Origin of the sequence: Janthinobacterium sp. SUN100 (assembly GCF_030397705.1) — a bacterium.
GTDB lineage: Bacteria > Pseudomonadota > Gammaproteobacteria > Burkholderiales > Burkholderiaceae_D > Janthinobacterium > Janthinobacterium kumbetense.
The window spans coordinates 23,750-48,817 of the sequence record NZ_JAPUBU010000007.1 but is presented as its reverse complement, the minus strand read 5'-3'; the positions used below and the strand labels follow the sequence as shown (position 1 = coordinate 48,817).

Genomic DNA, 25,068 nt, shown 5'->3' with positions numbered 1-25,068 from the left:
AGGCTTTCACTTGGACGTACGTTGATCTGCATAGCGATAATGCTCACATAGCCACGTGAGTGTTCCTTATGGCCACAGTGAGTCTCTTCAAATACCTGGGTTGGCTTGGCCACCATCGTCGACGTGATCGCTGCCGTCAAGCCACGCCCATCTGTCCGCAACGTTCACTGCCCCAAACTGCTCATACGCGTGACGGCGGGATGCGTCCCCGTAGTGTCGATGCGATCTTGGACGATAATCGGGATATCCTGGGGCGCATCAAATTGGCTTATGGCGGCGATGCGAATGCCTTTGCCAAGGAAATGCTTCCGGTCATCAGGAAGTACATCGCTTACGTGAACGTATTGTCAGCGACGCAGGACAGTTTTTTTGCTCGCCCTGGAGGGCTAGCACGCCTGGGACTGGAGACGGCGTTCTTTGCATTACAAGCGACCGATTCGCAGATTTTTGCTGGCAGAGCGACGATTTCTACTCGTCGACAGTTGGAGCCACGCTGGCGCTTTGGCACCTTCGTCGCGGGCCTATGTGCATACCTCTACCGCGCCTTGGACACTGTCGTCGTGAGTGATGCGCATGGAACGGTGTGGCAGCCATACCTGACACCCCTCGAAGACTGGATCCACAAACACGAGGTTGGTAGTCTGTTCGTCAGGTGGAGTGAGGCCAGGCAGGAGTGCCGCTCCCTGTCGCTGTTTGCGTTGCCGATGATCCTGCCGATCGGCACGTTGGCCTACCTGACACACGACGGCTCAATGATCGCCGCCCACATGCTCGCAGCGATCAGCGGTGAGGTGAGGTATCACGATCATAATGTCATTGATCATCTCGTGAATCGAGCATCGACTTTGGTGATACACCGCGACTTGCGCGATGCAGATGCGCCGGCAGGTAGAGCGCGGGCGAGAGCCTATCTTGCGAGGTTTCTCCTGAACGCGATGCGCGAGTTGGTGCAGTCTCATCAGGGATGGGTGCCCAATTCGGATCGGTCCCGCATGTGGCTTGGGCGGGATGGTTTGTTTCTGGTGTGGCCGAATGGTATCAGCGACGTACTCACCTTGCTGCAAGATGAGGGATTGTATGGCTTGCCGGCCTCGCCAGCAGATGCCATGGAAATTTTGAGTGATGCCGGGATCATCCTGCCAATGAGTTCGGACGAGAGTGTTTGGTCTATCCGGCCACCAGGTACCCCTGAACCCTTGGAGGCGTTGAAGTTGGTAACGCCAGGTTGTGTCCTTGCTGTCTTACACCCGCCACCAGTGGCGCTGGATAATGATATTGCTTTCAATGGCTCTCGTGCGGCGGGGCAAACCAGGGAGCGCGACTCCAAGCTTCGGCAGGCGGGGACGACACCTTCCCAGGCTCAGGAAGGGTGTGCTGGACCAGAGGCGCCGCCGGATGCTAGCGATCGTCAGTTGTCGCTGCCAACCATCCCACCTATCCCTGCAGTGGAGGGGAGTGCCGGTATCGAACCACGTACCGATGGCCGCCAAGGAAAGCTGAAGAAAGTCAACGATACCAAGCCAAGCCAGCCAGCAACGGCAACATACGCGTTACGCGCGCCGATTCGATTGAATCCAGGTGTTGCCAAGATACTGCAAGCGATCGTGCAGACTCTCAATGATACGACCTTGCCTCCGGCATGCTATCCCATGGTGTCAGGCCTGTTTGTGCCCCTGGACGCCTTCGTGGCGCGACAGGCGGATGGGAAGATGGCGCTACGCGCCCTTGCCGATGCCAACATGCTGGTCACAGGGCCAGCAGGAACCGAGCCTGTTGAGTATCACAACCTGCATGGCAAGCAACTGGTAGGAATGGTCATCGCTCTCCAATTCATCGAGGGCTTGGATGGAGCAGGGGAGACTTCAATCAATTCGAACGCAGGTTGATCATGTTGCTGCGACAGTATGAAATGCCATGGCGTAGTCCCGTTGAGGGGGCCGCCGCCCTGGCATGGATTCTCGCCGCCGCCATTTTTTACTCTCTAATACCTGATCATTTACCACCGCGTGCGGGCGTTCCGCTCATTTTTGTTTCACTTCTCATTGCCTTGATTCGCTGCCAGCAAGCCCTGCGTATTGTGCGTATTCGTGCCGCGTTGTCTGGCCGCGCCATGGAAATGGTTCCAATTTCCCGGCTCGCCAGATGGACAGGCGATCCAGAACAGGTCGTATTCGGCCTGGGCTTTATCTGGTTGCCACTGCACTCGCAGCGGCTTTATGAGCTGATCAAGATCGATTATCGCGCGATGACCATTTCTCCCTGGTTCATACGCGCTCTGGGGTACCAGCCCAATCCACAATCCGACGCAGAGATTGGCTTGCCCTGGATTCATGGCGTCGAGTCGGAAGAGCGCTTGTTGATACGTCCGCTGCAGAACTTTGAAGGGGGAACCTTGGTGGTCGGAACCACGCAGTCCGGCAAAGGGGTATGCCTTGGCTGGTTGATTTTTCAAGCCATCCGACGTGGTGATGTCGTCATTATTATTGATCCGAAAAACTCACGTCGCCTCAAGCGATTGGTCATGAAGGCGTGTCAAATGTATCGGGAGCCAGATAGTTTTCTTTGGTTTCATCCTGCTTTTCCGGAAACGGGTGTGCGTCTTGACTTCACGTTCAACTGGCAAAAGCCGACTGAAGTCGCTTCGCGGATTCAGTCAATCATGCCACCGGACACAGCTGGAACGTTCAGCGCATTTGGTTGGGATGCGGTGAATGTGGTCGTGCAAGGGATGGTGCAACTGGAGAAGCGCCCGAACTTGGAAAAACTAAAGCAGTATATTGAGGGAGGCGTCGAACCCATCCTGGAACAGGCGTTCCAGCGTTTTTACGAACAGCTTCTTGGCATGCAGTGGCGTAGCACACCCGAGATGGTGCGCTTGCTTGATAAAGCGCGGAGAGGCCAGATCAAGTCGCCAACGCCAGCCGCGAGCCAGGAGCTGTTGGCGTACGTGACTTACTACGATCATCATGTGCATGAAGCTCGGCGTGATCCGGTGGTCAGTTCACAGGTCCGGGTATTTCAGCATAACCGCGAACACTATCAGAAAATAACCGCCAATCTTTTACCGATCTTGTCCATGCTGACCTCCGGAGATCTGGGCAAAAGCCTGTCGCCGGATCCGTTTGATGCCGATGACCAGCGCCCGATCATGAATCTGGAAAAGATCGAGCGCGCGGGACATGTACTGCTGCTGTGTCTGGACTCATTACCGGATCCTTCCGTTGCCACGGCTATCGGCGCCATGGCGCTGGCCGACCTGGCGGCCCGCTCCGGTATTCGCTACAACCTGGGAGGAGAGCGGCGCATCGCCCTGTTTGTAGATGAGCTATCCAACGTGATTAATCAGCCGTTGATCGAGATATTGAACAAAGGTGCCGAGGGCGGGCTGTACACCACGGCCGCCATGCAGACGATTGCCGATCTGGCCAAACGCCTTGGCAGCCAGGAGGCGGCACGCATGGCATTGGGGAACCTGAATAACCTCATCGCCTTCCGGACCAAGGATCAGCCCACTCAGGAGTTCATCAATGAAACACTGGGGCAGACCACCATCCATAACATGAAAGTAGGGCATAACACGGCCAGAGACGGCCATTTCACGGATTTTACGGCTGTCGATTCGACCCAATTGAGCGAGGAGGTCAACGAATTAGTGCCGCCATCGCTTCTGGGTAAATTACCCAATTTGCAGTTCTTCGCTTCCGTTTCTGGTGGACATGTCTACAAGGGGCGGTTTACGCTGGTCGACCCAGGCGCGGACGATGCCTGTTTTGAAGACAAGGATTCGGGGGAGACATGCTGATTCGGTTGACGGCTATCGTCTCGCTGAGCGTACTGCTAATTCTGGTGCTGTACCTGCCCTCAGCCTTTCCACCGCAGCGATTTGTCGCGCAGATTCGCGCGGAGCATATCGCCAGTGCGGATTGCTGGGGTAATCCATATGCAGGGCGCGTGCTGGGTCGATTGTTTGAGTATCAAGCTGCATTGGCCGCTCAACCGGCATCGATTCACGTCCAGGATGTGCAGGTGAACCCAGTAGCACAACCTATCGCCAATAGCCTTGGGCGGGTACGCTCACAGCTGTTCCAGAGCAGCTATTTTCGCTCACTCGATACGCTGACCATGCTGGCGCTGTACAGACTAGCAGGCATTGTACAGTGGTGGGCGACGTTTGCGGTGCTGATGATGGCCTTCATCGTGGATGCGATGGTGCGCCGGCGAATTAAACGCCTGGGCTTCGCCAGGCCGCACCCGGAGTGGTTTGCGGCAGCGATGGGAGTAGCGATCTTGCTCGTTTGTCTGTTGGCAGTAGCGTGTGTGCTGCCTGTTCAACTGTCTCCGCTTCTGTTGCCTGCGATGTTGGGTGGGGTGGCGTGGCTGGCAGGGCGAATAGTGGTGCACTATGCGTGAGCGGACAGGTAACGGCCTCGCAGCTCTCGCTATTCACCGACCGGGGCGCGAGTTAATCCAAATAGGCCTTAAAAAGCGCGACTTTTTGGACAAACATTGGTGTTGCGATGCGCTAGCATGATGTCGTACGCAGTCATTTTTGATTTCGAGTCGCCATGAATACTGAATTTCGTTCGATGCCGCCCTCATCTTCCGCTCAAACGGCCGCTACGCATCGTTCTGCGGCCTCATCCTCGCGGTGTGACGAAACGATCGGTACGTTGGTATGGATGGAGGAATTTCATCAACTCGACCGGTTGTTCAACCATCAGCACAATTGTTCGCCGAAATTGCGGTATCCCGATCTGATTAGTGCTTGTATTGCAAGAGTATTTGTACAACCGGAACCGGCGAAGCATATTTTTTCGTTTTTGCATACACGGATGGTGTTGCGCGACCAATGCATGCCGCGTCGACAAGAGGAAATCTGGCGCGCACAGTATGTATTGTTGCTGGCGCTGCAGAAGTCAGAAATGAATCGGCATCCCTATCCCCGATTCGACCTGGGACAGTTTACGACCGCGTGCATCGCCCTGGCCTTGCAGGAAGAGGGGGCGCAAGGGAAAATATTTGAACAGGCCCGGCGCAATATCGCCGAGCGGGCAGTATCGCACCTGCCATAAGAGGCAGATCGCAAGGCATATCGCAAACGGATATGCGACCCGAAGTGACCTTGCCAGGCTGATGCCAGGCTTACCCGATGTGCACCCTCGATGGTCTGGCGCCTGCGCGCGCCGGGTAGATCAACGCTTTCGGGTTTATGCCTGCTTCCTGCCATGGAACGACATCTTTCATGCATCATTGCGATCCTCATTGTTTGTCCGGGTCCTGCCTGGGCTTGCTGGGAACAGGCCGCCGTGCGCCACCATGTGCCGGCACCGCTGCTCTATGCGATCGCTCAAGCGGAATCGTCACTGGATCCGAACGCAGTCAATCGCCGCCATCTGCGCCAAACCGGTACCGTGGATATCGGCTATATGGGTGTCAATTCTGATCCACGGGTCTTACGCAATTTGGGGGTGACTGAGCTAGAACTGCATGAACCCTGTAAAAACATTCATGCTGGTTCCCGAATTCTCGTGGAAAAGCTGCAAAGGTACGGTAATACCTGGGAGGCGATCGGTGCATACAACGCCTCGTGTACCAAACTGGATGCGGCCCAATGCCAGGCTACGCGAATCCGCTACGCCTGGCGCGTATACGGCTTTCTCACCCATACCAAGCCGCCGGCAGTGCGCCGCGCTACGCCGCGGGGCAGGTACCGGACGCAGAAAAATGCGCGAGCTGAGTCGGTCGTCCCAACGCAGCCTGCGCTGGTGGCAGTGGGGCTGACATGAGACGCTCTATTGCTCATGCCACCCTAGCCGCCACAGGAATGGTTGCCGTCAGCTTGCTGATGGCCTCCTGCGTAAATGTGCATACCGAGCCACAACCTGCAGGACAGCCTTCCCGCGCAGCCACGCCTGGGTCCCACATGCAGATCATCACCCAGCTTCACTACGGTAGACAGGCACGCTACGGCCTGTGTATCGATCCAGCTTGCCCTACGCGCACGCCCAAGACGCTGGTAAGACGGGATGCGCATATTGAAGAGGTGTCGCAAACGACGATCGCGGCAGCCAGCACGCAGCGGACACTGGCTGGGACACCCGTGGGAACCGGTGCGGCGAACGACAATGATTTGTCCGATGTCACCGAGCTTGCGGTGTACTTTGCGCCGGGCTCTTCCCGTCTCGATAGAACGGCGCAACACGTTCTGCAGCAATTTCTCACGCTGGTGCAGCCAGCGTCCCATATCCGTATCGCTGGCAGAACAGACAACACCGGAACGCCGGCCCTGAACGATGCCATCGCACACCAGCGCGCGGCCAAGGTCGAGCGCTATCTGCGCCGCCATCTGCACGTTCCTGCAGTTCAGTTGGAGGTGGAAAGCAGCGGCGCCTGCTGTTACACCGCCGCCAATGCGACCGAAACGGGCCGCCAGAACAACCGGAGGGTAGAGCTCAGCCTCACCGCCGACGCACCTCGGCAGGTGCAGAGATGAGAACCCCAACTCACCTGATCAACCTGACTTCGGCACGGGGAGCGTGCCGGCCGGGCGCGATCGCGTGGCAATGCCCCGTCCGTGGTCCTCCTAGGTCGGCATGCCGCATCACCTAGCCGCCCGCACAGACAGTTTTAGGCAATTTTATTCACGATCACGATTGGAATGCACATGAACACCCTGCAATACGTCACAGTTCTCCCTTTCAAACAACACGGCAAGCGGCCGCTTGGGCTGCGCGTCTCCACAGCGGCCAAGGTTCTGGCATTGCTCACCCTGATCTCCCTGGGCCTGCTCGCCGCTATTCCCGCCACTGCCATCGACCTCGTCGCATTCACCGGCATCACCGGTCCGCTGACGCCAGCATTGATGCAATTGGCCGTGCTGGAACCCGGCGTTAAAGCAGTGGTCGGCGTCATCGGCTTCGTGGTGGCCCTGATCTCGTTGACTGCCCTGCGCAATTTCGGTCCGGTGCTGTTCTACGTCGGCATGGCGATTTTCGGCTCGGTCGGGCTGGTCATTGGCGGCGCCATCATGGGCGCCACGATCTGAACCAGGCTGGTGCAGACACCGCACATTGGGAAAAGGAGGGCGCCATGCAAGCCGACACCTATATTCCGCGACGGCTGGACGACCAATGGAAGATTGGTCTATGGGACTTTGATGTCGCCGTTCCCGTCCTCCTCTCCATCTTTGTCGGCTATCTGGCCAGTAGCAAACTCGGATTTTTCCTCGCGGTCTGCGCCGGCGTCGCCGTGTCGCGCTGGCTCAGTCGCAAAAAAGCGGATAAGCATCCGGCCTTTGTCCTGCACTGGGCGTACTGGTACCTGCCTGTCACTCCGCTGACGTCCATGCGCTCAACCCCGCCATCGCATATCCGCAAGATGGTTGGATAGCGAAAAGGAGGCCTCTGTGAAACTGGAAACCTATCAGGATGACCTGGCTGCCCTGCGGCGCCGCGTGTTCGACCAGCGCCTGGCCATCGGTATCTTGTCCGTCTGCCTGATGCTGGCATTGATGATCATTGTACGTATCGCCGGCACGGAACGCACTGTCATTGTGCCGCCAGCTATCAACAAAACATTCTGGATCGAGGATGGCCGGGCCAGCAACGACTATCTGGTACAGATGTCCGGCTATATCGCCTACCTGATGCTGGACGTCACGCCGAAGTCAATCGAATGGAAGAAGGACATGCTGCTCAGCTGGTGCCTGCCGGAGAACGCCGGCAGCATCAAGACCCGCCAGGACCTGGAGGCGGCAAGACTGAAGAAGCTCAATGCCAGCACCTACTTCCAGATGCAGCAACTGGTGCCGGACGAAGAAACGCAATCGGTCACGATGACCGGCTACCTCAAAACCCAGGTGAACGGGGCCAATACCTCTGACAACCTCAAGACCTACCGTGCGGACTTCGTCTTCCGTGGCGCGCGCGTGCATTTGAAAGATTTTAAGGAGTTGAAAGATGGAAAACCGGATACTGCCATTGGCGTGGCTGCTGCTGGGGCTCGTTGAGCTCCCCGCTTGGGCCGACCAGACCAGAGAGGTGAGGGACGGCGCCACCATCGAGGCGGTCATCGCCGCGCATGAACCGACGCGCATCCGCATCGAGGGCGGCAAGATCATCGACGTTGTTGGCAACATCTATTCGAGCAGCAACTGTGCGTCCAAACCTGCCGACGCCAGCCTGCCCGTAGCGCCAGGCGCCGGCACGGCCGTCAATCCCGGCGGCCAGCTGTCGCTTGCCTGCGATCTGGCAAAAGGCGAGATCTATATTCAGCCGGTGGGCACTGCTGCCAAGCCGATCAACCTGTTTATTTCTTCCGCTACGGCCACCTACACCTTGCGCCTGAACCGCGCGGAGGTTCCCGCAGACACCATCGTGATCTCGGACAAGTCGGCCAGGCGCCAGGCCAGGGCAGCCAATGCCGTCGGCGCGGCGCCAGCGAGGTCCGCCACATTCATCCGCTCCCTGAAATCGATGCTGATGTTCATGGCTTCCGAGCAGGTGCCCGACGACGTCCGGATGGAAGAGCGCGACGAAGCGCGCCTGCTGTGGGCGGAAGCGGAAATGACGCTCATCCGCCAGTTTGAAGGCCGTGGCCTCATCGGCGAGACCTATGTACTCAGCAATGTCAGCGGCGCGCCGCTGGTGCTCGCAGAACAGGAATTTGACCGCGACGATGGCGATGTCCTGGCCGTCGCCATCGACAACCTTAACTTGCGTCCGAACGAGAGCACGCGGGTTTATGTCATCAGGGCAGGGGAGTGAATCGCCATGCGCATCATGCAAACACTGAAATCCTGCACGGCACGGTTGACGCCCAGGCAGCAGCAGTACCTGGCCGCCGCCGGTATCGTGACAGCCTGCATTGGCGTCTTGTGGGCGGTACTGGCCTATTCCGAGTCCGGCAGCCCCGCCCGGCAGCTTCCCAAGTCGACCGATAAACGTGCCACCGTCAATGTGGATGATGCCAGCATGATGGTGCCGGGCCAGATCTCGCCAGAAGATCAATGGGTCGGCAATGCCGGCAAGAAGCTGGCCCAATATGACAGTGACAAGGAAGCGCAAGACAAAATCAACAGCGATCGCAAGGCTGTCGAAGCAGCCTTGCTCAAGCGTCTGGCGGATCTGGAAGCAAAAACCGCCGCCACGGCAGAACAAGGGCCCCCACCAGCGCCGCCTGCGTCCGTTACGCCGCCAACACCACAGCCACCTGTGGCCGCTCCGTCGCAGTACCCCCCCGGCACGCCACTAGGCGGCAACGCGCCGCCAGGCTCACCCGCCACCGACGCAGCCAGTGGCAACACCGGCGTACTGCGGCCAAACGAGCAACCGGAGACGCCCGCCCCCATGATACGCGTGTCTCTGGGCGCCGCGACTGTAGTGGTCAACCCATCCCGGACACTACGTTAAGTTTTTCTTCGGCGACGGCTGGTTTAGAGCGCGCTAAAAGTAGAGGTTAAGCGACCATGGCAAGCTTCTGTTTTGGCGCGATACTGTCAGGTGCCATGTCGCGTCAGCCGTGATGACCAGTCCACCACCAGCGTGCAAAGTCCCCGATCTGGCCCAGCACACGAAGCAGAAGACGGGCTAGTTTATCGTAGCCAACTGTGCCGCTATCGCGCGCAAAAGCAGGCGCTCTGCTGCTGCCTCGATCGGATAAACCATCCTTCGCCGGCAGCTATAGCCAAGGAAAGCCTGCTTTTACTAGGTCGAGATAGGAGTCTCTGCGGGGCAGGGGAGATGGTCCGGCCAGATCCGACCTCGCCGGTGGATCAGGCAGCGACGAGAACGCACACCAGGTGCCTGGCAGGACACCCAAGCCCGATGTGCGCGCGAAGCATTGGCCTTGCCGGCATCCGTGGCAGCCTCGCTGTCGGATAGTCCAGACTCCTTGATTTCCTGGCGGATGTTCGGGGAGGGGCAGGCTTGGGGATGAATGCGTGAGCTTATGGACTGAGGTTTATGCGATGTGCTGCAATCGGTGGGACGATCTCGGTGGTAAACCGCCGATCAACTCGTCAAGCACGGTTCTGGCACGGAACAGGGCCATACTGCGACGAGGAATATGATCACGCGAAACTAAACATTTAATCTCTACTTTTAGCGCGATCTAAAAATGGGGGATTACCATATCATTTGGTGGCGAATCTATACGCCACGCGCTGATATCTTAAACTCGCAGGTGATGCATAGAATGCTGTAACCGGAGACCAAAGCATTGAACTTCAATTCTCCAGAGCACCAGGGACATTTTTTCCGCGTACGTCCCTTTGCTTCATACTCCGAAAATGCTTCCTCAACATATAAGACCTCTTCCTCGGTGACCTGCCGTTTAGAGTTAGTATTCATCGTTCCCTTATAAACCGTGTTGAAGAGTGGCTAGGCGAGATACTAGCGCAGATCGGCGACCAGCAAGAAGTTCAAGACGGCGCTGAACTGACGCTTACAGCAGCTCTTGCTTGAGCGCGACAGAAGCCTCTGCAGGGCAGGGGAGATAGACAGGCCAGCTTCTATCTCGTTGGTGGATCAGGCAGCTACGAGATCGCACACCAAGCGCCTGGCAGGGCGCCCGGGCCCTCAGGCGCTCCATCGGATTTTCATCAGCCAAGAATGATGGATCACGTGCGCCGTAGGTACCAGCAGCGATTTACCCCAACGGCACCGTCCGCTTCCGCACCCCAAAGCGGACATAGACAGATCATTGCGTTTCGCCGGCCGCAGTCGCATACGGTGGTGAGCGAACAATTTCAAACGTTACTGGAATGCCGATAGCTTGGCACATCGCGAATGCTTGCGCGACCTCAAAATCCAAGAAGTAGCCAAGCTCCCATTTAAGCTTGCCTGCCTTGTATTGCGCTTCAAGTAGAGCAGGCTCAAATCGCTCGGAAAACGCAAGTACCTTCTTTAACTTCATAAGAGATTTCAGAGCGTTAGGTCCGGGATCGATACAGGCTGTTCCAATGAAGAGATCACTTATTTGCATCTCCGATAGATCCGGGATGTGGTGGCAACGTACGGCGCACTCATTGCCACACACTTTGCAGTACCAAATCTCCAGGCTCGATTTGTCCACTGGTCTATCAAAGCTGGAATTTCCGCAGGTGAGACATTTCATCTTGCCGCCATATTCACAAAATTAGCGTTATGCGCCATGTGGATTGGATTCCCATTCGTCCGCTCTTGGCTGCGGCTTCCATCTATCAACGCAACACTTTAACTTAAATGCATCGTTGTAGAGTGGAAATGATGCGAAAAAGTACTTGAATCGGTTGCTCCGCGCCCCGCAATTCCAGGGATTAACGTTGCAAGAGGTTTAGCCACGGTAGAGTTCATGGTGGGACCCATCGAAGCTCAAGCAACTATGGCTTCAGCGTTGCAAGAGTCTCTGCAGGGCAGGGAGGCTAGACAGGCCAGACCCGATCTCGTCGGTGGATCAAGCAGCTACGAGATCGCCCACCAGGTGCCAGGCGGGACACCCCGGCCCTAACACGATCCATCGGGTTTTCATCTTTCAAGAACCATGGATCAGGAAAGCCTAAGCGACTGGCGGCGATTCAGTGGCACCGTCCGCTACCGCCCCATTTCAGACCTTCGCCCAATTCTTGGTTTTCCTAAAGATGAGCTTGGGCCGCAAGGGCAGAGCGTTACTCTCAATATGGGAGGGCAGGCTTCAGCAGTCTATGTTGATCAAATGCTTCGAGATCGCTGAGGAACGAACGAACACCGTCATTTCGCCTTGAAAAGCACTTGGCCAACGGCATATGCGAGCCATTTTTTTCAACTCGTTTCTTCATCTTTGCCACACGCTCTTCCCAGGCACCGTCAAGAAGAACGTAGTCGCAACAGTTGATCGGCATAGCGGTGTGCAGCATATCGACGATATCGTTCTCTTTAATTGGGAGGCCCGGATTCAGGTAGTACTCGCGCATTAGCTCGCCGATGATCACATGCGTTCGGGGGCGAGTGTCATCAGGTTTGACCATTTTGGCTTTGGAAATGTAGGAAGGGTCAGCCCTGGCATCCTTGATCCCACCTGCGATTTGTTGAGCCAGTCCTTTCATCATTTGCCCGATAACCTCGCGGTTTTCATATGACATTCTTATGAAACCGTGCATCGTGACACCAAGCGGAGGATTTTGCGGCCGTTCGGAAAGTAGCTTCAACTGCGGCAGATCTGCAGATGGCCAGAAACGAGTCGAGTTGTCTGCCTCTAAGTGTTCCCGATCAAGAACCTTGTCAAACGCAAAATCCGTCAAATATATGTTGGGAAGTAAGCGTTCGATGAACGCCTCCGCATCATCGACATGTCGAGGATCACTCGGTCCAGCAAATTCACCGAGTGAAATCATGGAAAGAAGTAACGTGCCTCCTTTACCCAGCAAAGCAGCCACTAGACGATCTTGCAGGGCTATATCATCACTGAACAGCCGAATAGCCCAATGATCAAGATATACCGTCGGGGAATCGAAGGATTGTTTAACTCGGGTTCCGGATGGCGCTTGAAAAAACTCAACAGGCATTTTCCAATATTCTTATCAATTGTGGATCAACCAAACCCGTCTCTCGCTACCGGCAGCTCACGGCCGGTAGCCGTCGTTGGCAGGTACCGCCCCAAAGCGGACTCACAGGGCATAGATGACCAAAGTAGTCGTGACCTGCGCCGTGCGGCTTTATCGCCCAGCGTACAGTGTGTGCAGGACACGTGGTCGACTGCCGGGTTAACGCCCCCTTATCATTTACTTTTTGGGGGATTGCTAGATTTGCTAGGTTTGAGGGATGGTGTATTCCCTGGTGTGGTTTTGTTATCACGGCGGCGCTGATCCGGCTGCCCTGTTGATTTTGCTATCGGCTTTGGTCCTGGTTTAAGTGCCATGAATGCTCTCCTTTGTGGCTCAAAAATTACAGTTTGTGCTTACATTCTAACGTAAAGCGGATCTCAAAATGACGCCTTTGAGATTTCCAGTATGACGCAATAACACACTTTAAGCTAGCCTCACTGGGCTAAACTGAACTGTGGTGAACTTTAGGCGTCCCAACGTCATGAGCATTGTCTGTTTATGGCCCCTTTTCGGACGGTCGCAGTTCTACAATGTGCTCGTTCGACATGGAGCTAACCGGCACTGCGCCGTTTCATCGCGCACCGTCCAGTGACCATAGCGAGCGACGTTAAGCGCCAAATTAGATTGCTATCGGACTAATGGTGCGCAGTCTACCATTTCCATCAAGAAGTACATTTTCGGCCTCGTATATTTTTTCTGATTCGAGCATTGTCGGTAGGAAAAATATCACTCCGTCGCTGATTCCAGATGAAAGCATCAATTGTTCTACTTGGTTGAGAAGGTGTTTGTAAGTCAGGATGTTTAACCTGTTCTTTATTTCAACTATCACTCTTTCATTGCCACACTCAATCAACAGATCGGCAGTTATATGAAGGCTCTCTTTTCCCAGCGGTGCATCGATCGTAATTGCTACGTCTGGAATGATCGCAGACAAAAAGCCACTAATAGACCCGAGCCATTGAGCTGCTGTACCACTCTTGACATGCTCATGAGTGCGTCGCAAGAAATAGACTTTTAGGGCCTCTACAGTTCTCGTAAGGAGATCACCATTGCTAACGTTAACTTCTTGCCTTACTTTGCCTGCAATTTCTTGTACTGCAATCACCTCCCTATCGTACGCAAGCTGTCGGGCTATTTCATCTAGAAGGAGACAAGAAAATGCAGTAACAGAGACTATCGCCAGAAATGCTTCGCTCTCGTTAAAATCCAACTTGTAGTCATGTGTTGATGGATTTCTCCATTCCTTCCTGTAGTTAGTGAATTGATCCAAAACGCGCTGCCTGAATGTTCCAGATTTGGAGAAATGCAACTCAATGTCATACGGGCGGACATTCTCAGGGTTTTTCTTGGTAAGAACACGATATGCTTCCTTTATGCCCCCCTCGAACGCTTGATTCGTTCTGTAAACAGCATCGGTGAATGCAGTTTGATCTTCATCTTTTTGACCGCGCCTTAGGTGACGGAATGCAATCTCAATGTGGGAAAGCGTCGCCTTAAGCCCAGCCGAGTGTACCCCAGATTCAAGTAAGGAAATCTTCTTTTGTAAGATGGCGATAATGTCCATGCTGGATCAATCAACGTTGTGTTAACTGGCGGCGGAGGCGCATAGCGCTATCGCCGTCCGGTTGAGCAAATAGTTTTACCTTGTTGACTCTTCGCAGTTAGTCGAGGTACTCAACGGTTGCTATTGGCTGCGGATTCATCGATCAACGCAACACTTTAACTTAAATGCATCGTTGTAGAGCGGAAATAATGCGAAAAAGTACTTGAATCGATTGCTCCGCGACACACGAAGCCCAAGATTACCGTCGCAAGGCGTTTTGCCGCGGGAACGTTAGTGCAGGAACGCGCCGAAGCTCAAGGAGCTAGTGCTAGCGCGCGGTAGGAGCCTGTACGGGGCAGGGGAGATAGACCTAGACCCGATCTCGTCGTTGGATCTAGCAGCTACGAGATCGCGCACCAGGCGGCTGGCAAGACGCCCATGCCCAACACGATCCATCGATCTTTCATCTTCTGAGAACTATGGATCAGGAGAGTGTAAGCGACGGGTGGCAATTCACCCCTTCCAAAATGAGTGTCAGCAACTGGATTGCGAACTAAACGGTGGTCGCGAGACGCTACCTTAGCCGCAAAAAATAATCCCCTTGAAAATTCGCCTTAACATTTTCTTCAGAGTCAAACATGAAAGTGATCTCTGGAAATTCAGAAAAACCATAGCGGACTTTGGTGGCATTCAGTTCATGAACGAATTTTCGCTGCAGCCATTCATTAATGCCGGTTTCTTGATTCCATTGCACATCAGTGTCATTTTGATAAAAAAATAAAACTACAAGTTCTCTATCCCACTCCTCTGATGTAGTAATCAATTCAGTATTCTTGAAGCTCACCCCTTTCAAGCGAGCAGCTAGAATAACCTCGTTCAGCGCAAGCTCAATGGCAGAATACGGTGGATACGGATGCCTCATATTGCTCCAAACTACGACGATGGCAAGTTGCCAAATAAGAAAAATTGGAATGCGGCTCACCGCTGTATACCACACCTTACACGGTTCAGTCTCATTAACCAATATCGATGCCAAGACAAGATAGACTAAGAAGGCCTAGGAAAATCTCCGAATATATCGCCAGCAGATAAGTACCCAGACAATCGAGAAAAAAGTCTGGTGGATATCAGCACGACGGGTAATCCCCCATTTTTAGAGCGCTCTAAAAGTAGAGGTTAAGCGACCACGGCAAGCTTCTGTTTTTGGCGTGATACCGTCAGGTGCCATGTCGCGCCGGCCGTGATCGCAACTCCACCGCCAGCGCGCAACGTGCCCGATCTGGCCGAGCGCACGAAGCACATGACGGGCTGGTTTATCGTAGTCAACTGTGCCGCAATGGCGCGCAAAAGCCGGCGCTCTGCTGCTGCCTCGATCAGATAAACCATCCTTCGCCGGCAGCTATAGCCAAGGAAAGCCTGCTTTTACTAGGTCGCGATAGGAGTCTCTGCGGGGCAGGGGAGATAGACTCAGACCCGATCTCGTCGGTGGATTAGGCTGCTACGAGATCGCACACCAAGTGCTTGGCAGCACCTAACACGATCCATTGGTGTTCCATCTCTCAAGAACCGAGGATCAGGAGTGGTTAAGCTACTGATGGCGATTAATCAAGCGGCCCGGGCAAGTGTCTATTTTGGTGTGGAGCCGCCGGTACCCGAGCCTCTGGCAGGAAGATTCACCTGGCGATCCATATCTAGTTTCCTCCAGGAAGGCAAGACTCGAGACCTTCAGCTCCTCTCCTACGTGACAGTCCTAACGTATTATCAATCTATAGGTCTCGCACGACTGAAGCAATCAACGAGGAAGGAAATGTGGAACATGAACAAGGAGAAAATGTCATGATGACAAAAGCAGAGCGTGTATCAAAAAGATCAGACGGCACATGGAGCCAACCGAACTCTGAATACCCGATTAATGCATCCATCTCAACTGAAATTGATCTTAATGAGTTTGAGCGGATCGCAACAATAGATTGCGAATTACCCTGCAATGATGAAAAATTTCCGAAGGGCGCCATAATTTCAGATACATACAAGGTTGGCAATGGAATTTTTCGAAGAAAATTACCTCTCCCTTGACATACATCATCGTTGGCTAGGTGTCGCATGAGTGTTGAACTGCCACGAGCTCACTAAGTTCTGACTAGCCGATTAAGCAGCTTCTTTTTGTAACCGACTAGAATAGGCTTGCTACCAATCCTGTGACAGCATTTCGGATTGTGGGCACATATCAACATCTAACCGCCTTTGCCGAATTGGTTAAACTTTAAGCAACCAAATATCAACTGCTCCATCTCCATATCCTAAATCTGTGTGGCCTGACCAGAATGCAAAAGTTTCCGGCAATTCAATTTCGACGGCGGCTGGAGTATCATCTACTATTGATTGCAAACTAACATACTCGACTTTTTAATTTTGTATTGGAAATACGTGAAAAAGATCGCTTCAGTTTTTCAGCGCAACTATGATGGCGACCGCTGCGTTCGCAACGAGGTGGTGCCAGGATCGGAATGGGTAATGGAAGGGCATGGCGTAGCTACGCGCAAATGGGACGGGATGGCCGTCCTGGTGGAATCGGGTAAGGTATTTAAACGTTACGATGCCAAAGCTGGGCGCAAGCCACCGCCCGAATTTGTTCCAGCTCAGCCTGAATCCGACCCTGTCAGCGGACATTGGCCGGGGTGGGTACCAGCTATCGGCCCTGATTCTGCCAGAATCATGGAGGGAATTGCATGGGGTAGCAAAAACCTGTTTCACAACCTGTCGGTTCCCGATGGTACCTATGAGGTATGCGGCCCGAAGATTGGCACACGGCATGGCCCTAATCCTGAAAACTTAACCGAACACATTCTTGTGCCTCATGGGCGCGACATACTCGAAGATTGCCCGCGCACCTTCGAGGGAATCCGCGATTATCTGGCGACAAGACGCATTGAGGGCGTTGTTTGGCACCATCCTGACGGGCGAATGGCAAAGATCAAAACCGCCGACTTCGGCATTAAAGGATAACGTTACAGCGAATAACTTGGGTTTGCCAAGCTATCCGATATCCAACTCAAGGAACGGATGGCGCGCTCCAACTCAAGCCATCGCAGCGCTGAGCCGTAGCAATCAAACCTCGCGACAGCGCCTGAACCCGCCGAAACACAAGCAGCTCTTGCTCGAGCGCGGCAGAAGCCTATGCAAGGCAGGAGGATGACAGACCAGCCCCGATCTCGTCGTTAGATTAGGCAGCTACCAGAATGCGCACCAGGTACCTAGCCGGACACCCAGGCCCCTAACACACTCCATTGGGTTCTCCTCTTTCAAGAACCATGGATCAGGAGAGTCTAAGCTACTGGTAGCGAATCGCGTTGAATGCCCCCAAAAAATTGAGTAATGCAAAAAAATGAATAGCTCATGGCAAAAATGATTCCCGATTTTGGGCCTGCGGAAACTGATAGCCCGAGTGAACCTCTTGTTTACAGTCAGCTTAAGTCGCAACTCTCCGACGATTTCATCGTTATACACAGTCTACCTTGGCTTTCGGCGGCAGTTCGTCAACTTGGCGGAGAATTTAGGCCGCCCACAGGTGAAATTGATTTCTTAATCCTGCATCCCGATCTTGGTATTTTGGCAATCGAAGTAAAGGGGGGGCGCTACAGGATTGAAGGTGCGGCTTTTGTATTAATGCGAAATAATCAACATATTGGCGTTGTAAAACAAACCCGTGATAACGTCCACGGCCTTGCACGCTGGCTCGCAGGTAACAGCTCGCTACGATGCCGTATTGGATATGCCATGTGTTTTCCAGATAGCTCACTGCCAACTGATAGCCTTCCGCCATCCCTTGTAGATGCAAGTATAGAAGAAAGTCAATCCATAGTGCTTGATATGAGCGCCATGGTTGACCTGGGCGCGAAAGTACTCGGATTGATGAGGTACTGGGGGAGAGCGCTGCAGACACGGCCACTTGGCCCCGTAAAAATCGCACAGCTAGTAAAGGCGCTATGCCCTAACTTTGACGGCACTCCAGATTGGGGGCTGAAGGTTCAATATGACAACCATTTTTGGTTGAGACTTACGCCTCAACAGGCATCGGTAACCAACAAAATTTTGACGTCAGAAAAATTTATTGTAACCGGATGGCCAGGAACTGGTAAGACGCTGATTGGAATCGAAGCAGCGCGCCGGCTTCACAAAGCTGGACGTCGTGTGTTCGTCTTGACGTTCAATTCACTGTTAAGTGAGTACTGGGGAAATCAGCTGAATGAGACGAATTGCACGGTTTTAACATGGCATAAATTGTGCCGAATTGCTAGATCGAAATTGGGATTGTCGTTATTGGACGATGCAGAGTTTCGTGAATGGAGTCAAGGTGATTGCGTCGGGGATCTCTCGGCGGCAATTGATCAAGGTCTTCTTGATTCATATGATTCACTGATCTTGGACGAAGCGCAGGCATTGAAACCTCGTTGGTGCGCAGTACTTGCCACCTGGTTTGCAGATCGTCAAATGATTGCGCTTTGTGATGAAACCCAGGTTTTTGCGTTTGAGAAGGACTCTACGACACTGGCAACACTTAGCACTTTACTCGATGGTGTCCTGCCTTTTCACATGACAGTAGTAATGCGCATGCCGAAAGCTGTCACCGATCGCTTGCAAGAGGTTCGATCGACTCAATTGCAGTTAAGCACTCCCCGCATGCTAGAGATTGATACCGTTAGAGAGATGGTTGTGGAGCACTGGGAGGATGTCTTGCCTATCATCACTGGCGACTTGTTTGAACGAGGAATCGCACCTGGTGAAATCACTGTGTTGAGCAAATTCGGATTCGAACGATTACCCAAGTCAATACAGCATTTCTTGCTTGAACATGATGGCATTCAGGTTCAGGCAATTTCTCGTTTTCGCGGCATGGAGTCACCCATCGTCATGATCATATGCGCAGAAGAGCTATCAGACATAGAATTATTTTGCGCATATTCCCGGGCCACGACCGTTTGCATGTCAATGTTTTCTGCGGAATATATTGGGCGTTCCGGGGCGAGAGGCTTTTTGGAAAAAATCCTCACAATGCCTGCAAACATCAATGCGCTGACCAACATAAGGCACAGGCTACACCCTAGAACACTGTTGGCCGGTCATCAGACAAAAAAACTCACGGGGATTGAGACCATCAATCTGACGTGGTGCTACTCCTTGGAATGCTGGCTGGTACAACATGAGCGGGGGAGTTCGATGTCTCTGTGGCTTGAACACTTAGTTCGCTCACATCCGTGGCCAGCATTAACATGGTTCGAAGACTCTCTGCGAAGCGTCGTTTTGGCACGCGCTGACTCGGACAAAGAAGCGTACTTTAGAGAGTTGGACTTGGAATATTGTGTCGCCTGTGATCGTATGACTCCAGCAACATGGCCTGCGCGTTCGTGCCTCGTTTGCGATGGGGATATGGGAAACCAAACAACCTCACTAACGCAAAGATTGGCTTTAAAACTGATTGACTTCGATGAAAAAATTCGTTCCCTATTGAACTCATCCTCCTGGAGCGAAATACTAGCGACGAGAAACGAACTTCCATTCTTTCTCGCGACTGCGGCCTTGGGAGAGTATGCCTTCAGGAACAACCGTCGACCTCAGGTATTTGATGGATTTGAGCCGTCAGGAGAAAGTGCAATCTATCGCGCAGCACAGGTTCTTGTCACCGCATGGCTGATGCTGCTGTCCGCGGGTACGAAATTCGAGCTCTCCGAGATTTCAATAGGAACCTATCACCAAGATTTAGAGGAGCTTGGTTTTAACAGCGCCAGATGGCGTAGCACTGTTGCGTTGGCAATCAACGTACATCTACGGGCAGAAAACGTTGTAAAACTAGGGAAGGGGATTTATGTCGTTGCATAGCGAGTGACGCAACTGAATACCATACTGGGCCAGCCATGCCGGCAATTCCACCGCCAGTGAACAAAATCAGCAATCTCATCGAGCGCTTCAAGCAAATGATGGGCGGGCTGTCGTAGCCAACTGTGCCTTTATAGTGCTGTGAAGCAGGCGTGATGATGCTGCCTCGGCCAGATATGTCGTCCCTCACCGTCCGTTGTAGTAAGGGAACGCCGAGATATTCCACAGTCTGCAACTCCGTCATAGCTTCAACAACAAGCTGCTCCCGGCTGATTTCGAAAAGCAATATTTTATGCACTTCACGTACGTCTAGGAAGTTCGTGATTTCCCGTTAAACAAGCCTACGCTCAAATAGAGTTTGATATTTATGAATCAAGCGGGAAAGTAAATTGAAGCTTCCGAGTATAGCTATTATCGGTAAGCTTTGTGCAATAGGAGCGCAAGCTCTCATCGATAACAATATCCGCGGTATTGATTCCTATGTCTAATAGATGCTTATACCCGATGTGTTTTGGAGAAAGAAAAATATTCTTAAAATGAACATTCAAGTATGGCTTCAAATGATAAATCAACGCTGCCTCAAAAAGCGTAACCCAAGCCGGATGGTCATGCTTTTTTGCCAGATCTCGAATCGACCTCAGCTTTCTTTCTGCACTTTCTTCATTCTCTGCAACCATCCATGTTGGGTTTTCGAAATTGTGCAATTTCAGGAAAAGTTCCTTATATGGACGGCTTCGAATAATATCATCAGCTGCTCGCGCATACTTTTCATGCCCATCTATTCTAAGATAGTTCTTTTTTATTTCAGTCCGGCCAACATACAGCACTTCCAAACTCAATAACTTAGTAAGCATGTGGCTTTCATCGAAATGAAATGGTGTCGCTATGGATACTAACGCCTCAAAGAACGTTGAATATGTATTTGCTGGTTCGTCATTATCCGACCAGACAACAAAACCAGAGAGATGGGCCGCGACGTAAACGGCCAAGTTCTTTCCATTAAGCGTGGTTGGAAGTATCAACTCATGCTCTACAACCCCAGTTGTTGATACGTGCTCCAAGAACTGCAAAGTCACGCACCGTGGATTAGAATCAGATATGAATTGATTTTTAAATATTAGTCTATTAGACTGACATATCATATAGTGCGTTAGCGGATGGGATTTATTGACCTCATGGATCTTTAATTTTCCATCTTTACTCACAAGCGCACTATAGCTACTAAAAACAGAGTAACCACAATACATTAAAACGTGGACTTTAAACATGGCGACAGATTAAATATTATTAGTAGAGATGCATAGTATAAGTCGTTACTCGAAAATCACCAACGACTTGCGGATTCAATCAGGGGCCGCAACACTCTACTCTAAATGAATACACCAACTGCTAGAGCGCGATAAAAGTAGAGGTTAAGCGACCATGGCAAGCTTCTGTTTTGGCGTGATACCGCCAAGTGCCATGTCGCGTCAGCCGTGATGGCAACTCTACCGCCAGCATGCAAAATCGTCGATCCCATTTCGCGCCTCAAGTAGATGAGGGGTAGGCTGTCGAAGCCAACTGTGTCGTTATACCGCTCAGAAGCAGGCATTCTGCCGTGGTTGCTCGATCGAAAATAACACCATTTACCATCCGTTATGCCGGGGAAGGTCCAAGTCTACCTTTTACATCGGCATCAATGTCCCAAGTCGCATTTAGAACAAAGAAAAGTTCATTGCGCTCCGATCCAACCGCATTATTATTTATTTTGAATCGTGCTTACCTGACGTATCTGGAAAATATGCTATAAATGCAACTTATTGCGTTGCAGCACACATTCAGGAGCATCATTTGAGCAGACCTTTCATTGTCATGGGCGACAAGACTAGTCATGGCGGTACGGTCATCGGCGCCGATTTCACCTGTGACATCAATGGCAAGAATATAGCGCGCGTCGGCGACATGACGGTATGCCCCAAATGCAAGGGCACGTTCCCCATCACATCTGGACCGACCGACGTCGTGGACGGCAGTGGCAATGGTTATGCGCGTCACATGGATTCGACCGCTTGCGGTGCAAAACTGATTTCCGGCCAAATCACGACGATCTGGTTGGACCAGTCCAGCGTGGGCGACCCGGCTGATGTCGACGACAATGACGTGATGGAAACCGCCGGCAACATTGCCGCAAATACCGACTCCGGCATTTGCCTCGAATGCTTGATGTCTGCGGCGGCCGCCGGCGCGACCACCGTTATCCGGGAGTAACAATGTTGCTCGACGTCACAGAACGCCTGAAGCAACTTCAGCAACATCACTCGGCGCTGTGCTTATACGCACTGGTCGACGGTGTTCAATATGAGACACACCGCCAAACGCGCATGAGGGAGGATGGGACGCGCTACCCGCTATTTACCGGCACACCCGACGCTGCGCTCGCGCATGCAGGCCCCTGGTTGGTCGACATGGCGGGAGCAGCGCCTTCGTTTCTTGAAGACCTGGCCGCACTGGAGCAAGAAACACCTTCGGTTACCTGGCTGTTCGCCGTGCAGGACCTTGGTGGCCTGGCGCAGTTGCTGCAACTACACTTGGAAACACGGCTACCGGACGGCCGCGCAGCGCTGCTTCGCTTTTGGGATCCGCGCGTGTTGGTGAAGCTGGCACAAATACTTGAGCCGGCACAGCGGGAGGCGATGTTTGGTCATATTCACGAATGGCACTTGCTGCTCGACGGCAAGCGGGCAATCATAGGGAGGCGCGATGCTGACGTTTAGCGAGGAGCAATGGCGTGCAGTGCAGACGGGCGACATGAGCGATTTCGTCATCGCAGTGGCGGACCAATTTTTGGCCAAGCGTGCCGACATGGCAAGCCAGCCAGGCCGGGCGACCGTGATCGAGCGCATGCTGGCGGCGTACACCTACGCCATTCGAATCGGTTTCAGGTCCACGCCGCATATCGTACATCTGATGTACCTGTCAGCCGACGCGCCCGGGATCCATGACGACCCGCTGGTCGATGCCTACCTGCGCAAGCCCGGCGCCACGCCGGAGCAGCGGTTCGACGAACTGATCGCGGTAATGGATAAAAAACTGGAAGGGGAGCAATAATGCCCGCGCTACCGATATTAGTTATACCAGCAGTCGTGGAGAAAATTTTGTTAGCCTTGGGTGTCGCCGCCGCAGGAGCCGTGATCACGGACGAGGCATTGCGCAAACGCAAAAAAGAGGCAGAAGAGGCAAAAGACGCCCGCGTCACGCCCATTGCGCGTGCCGAGACGCGAAGCGAAGCCAAGGAAAGATGCCGGTGCCCGCCAGACAAGGGTACGCTTATGGCTGTTAAACACAGCATGTCGCCCGCCGCGCGTGATTATCAAGCCCGTATCACTGGTTTTCTGATAGGCATGGAATGGTTGTTTGAGGAGAGAGACTTTGACGGCTTCCAATCCCGCTTGTGCTTGTTGCAGGAAGCAAAAGCGGATTATGACCAGTTTTTTAAGTCAAACGGTGAGTTTAAATACGACTTTCAAGAACAAATATTCGAGAATATGGCATTGAAGCAGGCCGCGGCTCAGTCCAACATTGTCAAGAATAACCCGCCAGCTTCGCTGTCATGGTACTTCCAAACGCCACTCGCTTATAAGCACATGCGCCCCCAGTTAACTGAGCTGGGTATTACCACTTTTTACATTCCATAACATGATAATAAAATCTTTATTTAAACGTGATGCTGTGAACCCATCCATTGCGTTCCGACCTACCGTCAAAAAAATCGCAATGGTAGCCCGTTTCTTGCAGAAAACCGAGACGCTTGGAAAGAACTGGTTTTTGTCGCAGGATACTAAAGAGAAGTCGTTTCTGTATCCGGTTTTCGACGCTTCGGGAGAGCTCACCACAGCGGCCGAAGCCGTACTTGAGACGGAGTTCAAGGGCGAGAAATTCCGTTTTCTCAGCGCCTGGAATGGCGAACTCGGAGAGGGTGAGGGCGCGACTATGGCGCTTGGGTTTAGCGACAGTGACTGGCCCGCTTGGTCGTTTAAGATCAGCTACAAAGGCGTCGGGGCGAAACGGCTTGGCATACATGGAGTGAAAGAGCTACTGTCCATTATCGCGGGTTCTCTGCGGCCGGTATTGATCACAGTTGCACGTAACGATTATTTTGAAAAACAAGTTTTCAAGGATCGTCCAGGTGTTGGCTGGATGTTGTACCTGCCGCGTGTACTGACGACCCAGCAAGTGCCAGAAGCCCGCGCCTTGGTACCGGTCATGGCGACGGGCGAGCAAGGTAAAGACCAGCAGATCGGCACCATCATCGTGAGTGTCACCGACGAGCCTTTTTCTGATGAGAATCCCGAGCACGTCAAGATCGCTAATGCCATTGAAATTCGCCTGGTCGATCAGGACTTGCTGCCTCGCTATGTCGATATTTGACGAAGGATAACTCACTTCGATGGTACGAAAATGTCCTGCCATGCAGGGGACAATCACTGTTCGACAACAAGGTCAAGTCAATTGGCCTTTGGTACATCGTCCTAATCTGCAGTAGCTGCACGCTGACCGGATTTGATACGGCCTTAGTAAGAGACGGGCACGCCGCCTACTTCGACGCTTCGACCGTCCCCTCTCTGGAACTATGGGTGCGACCAGCTTTACCCTGGTCACGCCCCGCCGACCGATCACATCGTCACGCATTAACGCGGGTACGCCGAGGCGCCCTTGCTCGTAAAGACGGCATCAGCTGAACACCTGGTTGGCATTGAAACCGTGTTCGCGGGCGGTGCGAGCTACCGAGGCGCCCGGTAGCAGCGACAGCGCCACCAATGCGCGTTTAAACTCCAAGGGATGCTGGCGATAGTGGCCGCGTGTATTCGTGGAAATGATCGTTTGAGAATTTGTGTCTAAAATCGAAAATTGTGGGCACAAATACTGTGACAAAAGTCGATCATAAATGACGCGGTTCAGGCCGTCCAGACGGCACAGGGAAGACGCTTACGGTTAAGCGGCCATGGCAAGCTTCTGTTTTGGCGTGATGCCGTCAGGTGCCATATCCAGCCGCCGTGATGGCAATTCGACCGCCAGCGCGCAAAGTCTCCGATCTGGCCGAGCGCACGAAGCA

26 protein-coding genes are annotated in these 25,068 nt (G+C 53.2%); 19 read left to right on the top strand and 7 right to left on the bottom strand.

The window, feature by feature from the left end; genetic code table 11:
• Positions 1 to 68 precede the first annotated feature (68 nt).
• The 11 genes from mobH to O0881_RS27075 all read left to right on the top strand — a co-directional run bounded on the left by mobH (position 69) and on the right by O0881_RS27075 (position 9,410).
• Positions 69 to 1,886: a MobH family relaxase gene (gene mobH / locus O0881_RS27125; protein WP_354670230.1), complete on the top strand. Its 1,818-nt coding sequence runs from the start codon at positions 69 to 71 to the stop codon at positions 1,884 to 1,886.
• Positions 1,887 to 1,888: 2 nt separating this feature from the next.
• Positions 1,889 to 3,802 (top strand): conjugative transfer system coupling protein TraD, encoded by a 1,914-nt coding sequence (traD, locus tag O0881_RS27120; RefSeq protein WP_289913776.1) that lies wholly within the window; start codon positions 1,889 to 1,891, stop codon positions 3,800 to 3,802.
• Complete coding sequence (locus O0881_RS27115) at positions 3,796 to 4,410, top strand: DUF4400 domain-containing protein (RefSeq protein ID WP_289913775.1); 615 nt, start codon at positions 3,796 to 3,798, stop codon at positions 4,408 to 4,410. The genes traD and O0881_RS27115 overlap by 7 nt, the downstream gene beginning before the upstream one ends.
• 155 nt (positions 4,411 to 4,565) lie before the next feature.
• Positions 4,566 to 5,072, top strand: coding sequence for a hypothetical protein (locus tag O0881_RS27110; RefSeq protein WP_289913774.1), 507 nt, complete (start codon positions 4,566 to 4,568; stop codon positions 5,070 to 5,072).
• A 153-nt stretch (positions 5,073 to 5,225) separates the two neighbouring features.
• Positions 5,226 to 5,786, top strand: a complete 561-nt coding sequence (locus O0881_RS27105) for a lytic transglycosylase domain-containing protein (RefSeq protein WP_289913773.1) — start codon at positions 5,226 to 5,228, stop codon at positions 5,784 to 5,786.
• A 137-nt stretch (positions 5,787 to 5,923) separates the two neighbouring features.
• Complete coding sequence (locus O0881_RS27100; protein ID WP_289913772.1) at positions 5,924 to 6,493, top strand: OmpA family protein; 570 nt, start codon at positions 5,924 to 5,926, stop codon at positions 6,491 to 6,493.
• A gap of 171 nt (positions 6,494 to 6,664) precedes the next feature.
• The gene (locus O0881_RS27095) at positions 6,665 to 7,045 is read left to right on the top strand and encodes a hypothetical protein (RefSeq protein ID WP_289913771.1); all 381 of its coding nucleotides are present in this window, start codon (positions 6,665 to 6,667) and stop codon (positions 7,043 to 7,045) included.
• 44 nt (positions 7,046 to 7,089) lie between these two features.
• The gene (gene traL / locus O0881_RS27090) at positions 7,090 to 7,389 is read left to right on the top strand and encodes a type IV conjugative transfer system protein TraL (RefSeq protein ID WP_289913769.1); all 300 of its coding nucleotides are present in this window, start codon (positions 7,090 to 7,092) and stop codon (positions 7,387 to 7,389) included.
• 16 nt (positions 7,390 to 7,405) lie between these two features.
• A complete protein-coding gene (gene traE / locus O0881_RS27085) occupies positions 7,406 to 8,008 on the top strand; it encodes a type IV conjugative transfer system protein TraE (RefSeq protein ID WP_289913768.1) in 603 nt (200 codons plus the stop codon).
• The gene (locus O0881_RS27080) at positions 7,959 to 8,765 is read left to right on the top strand and encodes a type-F conjugative transfer system secretin TraK (RefSeq protein WP_289913766.1); all 807 of its coding nucleotides are present in this window, start codon (positions 7,959 to 7,961) and stop codon (positions 8,763 to 8,765) included. The genes traE and O0881_RS27080 overlap by 50 nt, the downstream gene beginning before the upstream one ends.
• A gap of 6 nt (positions 8,766 to 8,771) precedes the next feature.
• Positions 8,772 to 9,410: a hypothetical protein gene (locus O0881_RS27075; RefSeq protein ID WP_289913765.1), complete on the top strand. Its 639-nt coding sequence runs from the start codon at positions 8,772 to 8,774 to the stop codon at positions 9,408 to 9,410.
• Between the two features lie 1,288 nt (positions 9,411 to 10,698).
• Here the strand turns inward: O0881_RS27075 and O0881_RS27070 are convergent.
• The 5 genes from O0881_RS27070 to O0881_RS27050 form a co-directional block, all read right to left on the bottom strand.
• Positions 10,699 to 11,115 (bottom strand): hypothetical protein, encoded by a 417-nt coding sequence (locus O0881_RS27070; RefSeq protein WP_289913764.1) that lies wholly within the window; start codon positions 11,113 to 11,115, stop codon positions 10,699 to 10,701.
• A gap of 535 nt (positions 11,116 to 11,650) precedes the next feature.
• Complete coding sequence (locus tag O0881_RS27065; protein ID WP_289913762.1) at positions 11,651 to 12,520, bottom strand: hypothetical protein; 870 nt, start codon at positions 12,518 to 12,520, stop codon at positions 11,651 to 11,653.
• Positions 12,521 to 13,178: 658 nt separating this feature from the next.
• Positions 13,179 to 14,123, bottom strand: a complete 945-nt coding sequence (locus O0881_RS27060; protein ID WP_289913760.1) for a hypothetical protein — start codon at positions 14,121 to 14,123, stop codon at positions 13,179 to 13,181.
• Positions 14,124 to 14,676: 553 nt separating this feature from the next.
• Positions 14,677 to 15,084 (bottom strand): hypothetical protein, encoded by a 408-nt coding sequence (locus O0881_RS27055; RefSeq protein ID WP_289913758.1) that lies wholly within the window; start codon positions 15,082 to 15,084, stop codon positions 14,677 to 14,679.
• Between the two features lie 194 nt (positions 15,085 to 15,278).
• Positions 15,279 to 15,488 carry a hypothetical protein gene (locus O0881_RS27050; RefSeq protein ID WP_289913756.1) on the bottom strand — a complete coding sequence of 70 codons (210 nt, stop codon included), beginning with the start codon at positions 15,486 to 15,488 and terminating at the stop codon, positions 15,279 to 15,281.
• A 423-nt stretch (positions 15,489 to 15,911) separates the two neighbouring features.
• Here O0881_RS27050 and O0881_RS27045 point away from each other — a divergent pair, with 423 nt between their 5' ends.
• From O0881_RS27045 to O0881_RS27035, 3 genes are all read left to right on the top strand, one after another.
• On the top strand, positions 15,912 to 16,178 hold the full coding sequence (locus O0881_RS27045) for a hypothetical protein (RefSeq protein WP_289913754.1): 267 nt from the start codon (positions 15,912 to 15,914) through the stop codon (positions 16,176 to 16,178).
• A 351-nt stretch (positions 16,179 to 16,529) separates the two neighbouring features.
• The gene (locus tag O0881_RS27040; protein ID WP_289913753.1) at positions 16,530 to 17,108 is read left to right on the top strand and encodes a hypothetical protein; all 579 of its coding nucleotides are present in this window, start codon (positions 16,530 to 16,532) and stop codon (positions 17,106 to 17,108) included.
• Positions 17,109 to 17,498: 390 nt separating this feature from the next.
• A complete protein-coding gene (locus O0881_RS27035; protein WP_289913751.1) occupies positions 17,499 to 19,979 on the top strand; it encodes an AAA family ATPase in 2,481 nt (826 codons plus the stop codon).
• A gap of 362 nt (positions 19,980 to 20,341) precedes the next feature.
• Here the strand turns inward: O0881_RS27035 and O0881_RS27030 are convergent, their stop codons facing one another.
• Positions 20,342 to 20,965 carry a hypothetical protein gene (locus O0881_RS27030; RefSeq protein WP_289913750.1) on the bottom strand — a complete coding sequence of 208 codons (624 nt, stop codon included), beginning with the start codon at positions 20,963 to 20,965 and terminating at the stop codon, positions 20,342 to 20,344.
• A gap of 841 nt (positions 20,966 to 21,806) precedes the next feature.
• On the opposite strand from O0881_RS27030, the gene O0881_RS27025 reads away from it, so the two are divergent.
• The 5 genes from O0881_RS27025 (at position 21,807) to O0881_RS27005 (ending at position 24,383) form a co-directional block, all read left to right on the top strand.
• Complete coding sequence (locus tag O0881_RS27025) at positions 21,807 to 22,223, top strand: PAAR domain-containing protein (RefSeq protein WP_289913747.1); 417 nt, start codon at positions 21,807 to 21,809, stop codon at positions 22,221 to 22,223.
• 2 nt (positions 22,224 to 22,225) lie between these two features.
• Positions 22,226 to 22,729, top strand: coding sequence for a DUF4123 domain-containing protein (locus O0881_RS27020; RefSeq protein WP_289913745.1), 504 nt, complete (start codon positions 22,226 to 22,228; stop codon positions 22,727 to 22,729).
• Complete coding sequence (locus tag O0881_RS27015; RefSeq protein ID WP_289913744.1) at positions 22,716 to 23,063, top strand: hypothetical protein; 348 nt, start codon at positions 22,716 to 22,718, stop codon at positions 23,061 to 23,063. Before O0881_RS27020 ends, O0881_RS27015 begins: the two co-directional genes overlap by 14 nt.
• Positions 23,064 to 23,098: 35 nt before the next feature.
• Positions 23,099 to 23,650 (top strand): Tox-REase-5 domain-containing protein, encoded by a 552-nt coding sequence (locus tag O0881_RS27010; protein ID WP_289913742.1) that lies wholly within the window; start codon positions 23,099 to 23,101, stop codon positions 23,648 to 23,650.
• A 79-nt stretch (positions 23,651 to 23,729) separates the two neighbouring features.
• On the top strand, positions 23,730 to 24,383 hold the full coding sequence (locus tag O0881_RS27005; protein ID WP_289913740.1) for an immunity 52 family protein: 654 nt from the start codon (positions 23,730 to 23,732) through the stop codon (positions 24,381 to 24,383).
• A 303-nt stretch (positions 24,384 to 24,686) separates the two neighbouring features.
• Here O0881_RS27005 and O0881_RS27000 read toward each other — a convergent pair whose 3' ends face one another.
• The gene (locus tag O0881_RS27000) at positions 24,687 to 24,791 is read right to left on the bottom strand and encodes a transposase (protein WP_268992011.1); all 105 of its coding nucleotides are present in this window, start codon (positions 24,789 to 24,791) and stop codon (positions 24,687 to 24,689) included.
• Positions 24,792 to 25,068 lie beyond the last annotated feature (277 nt).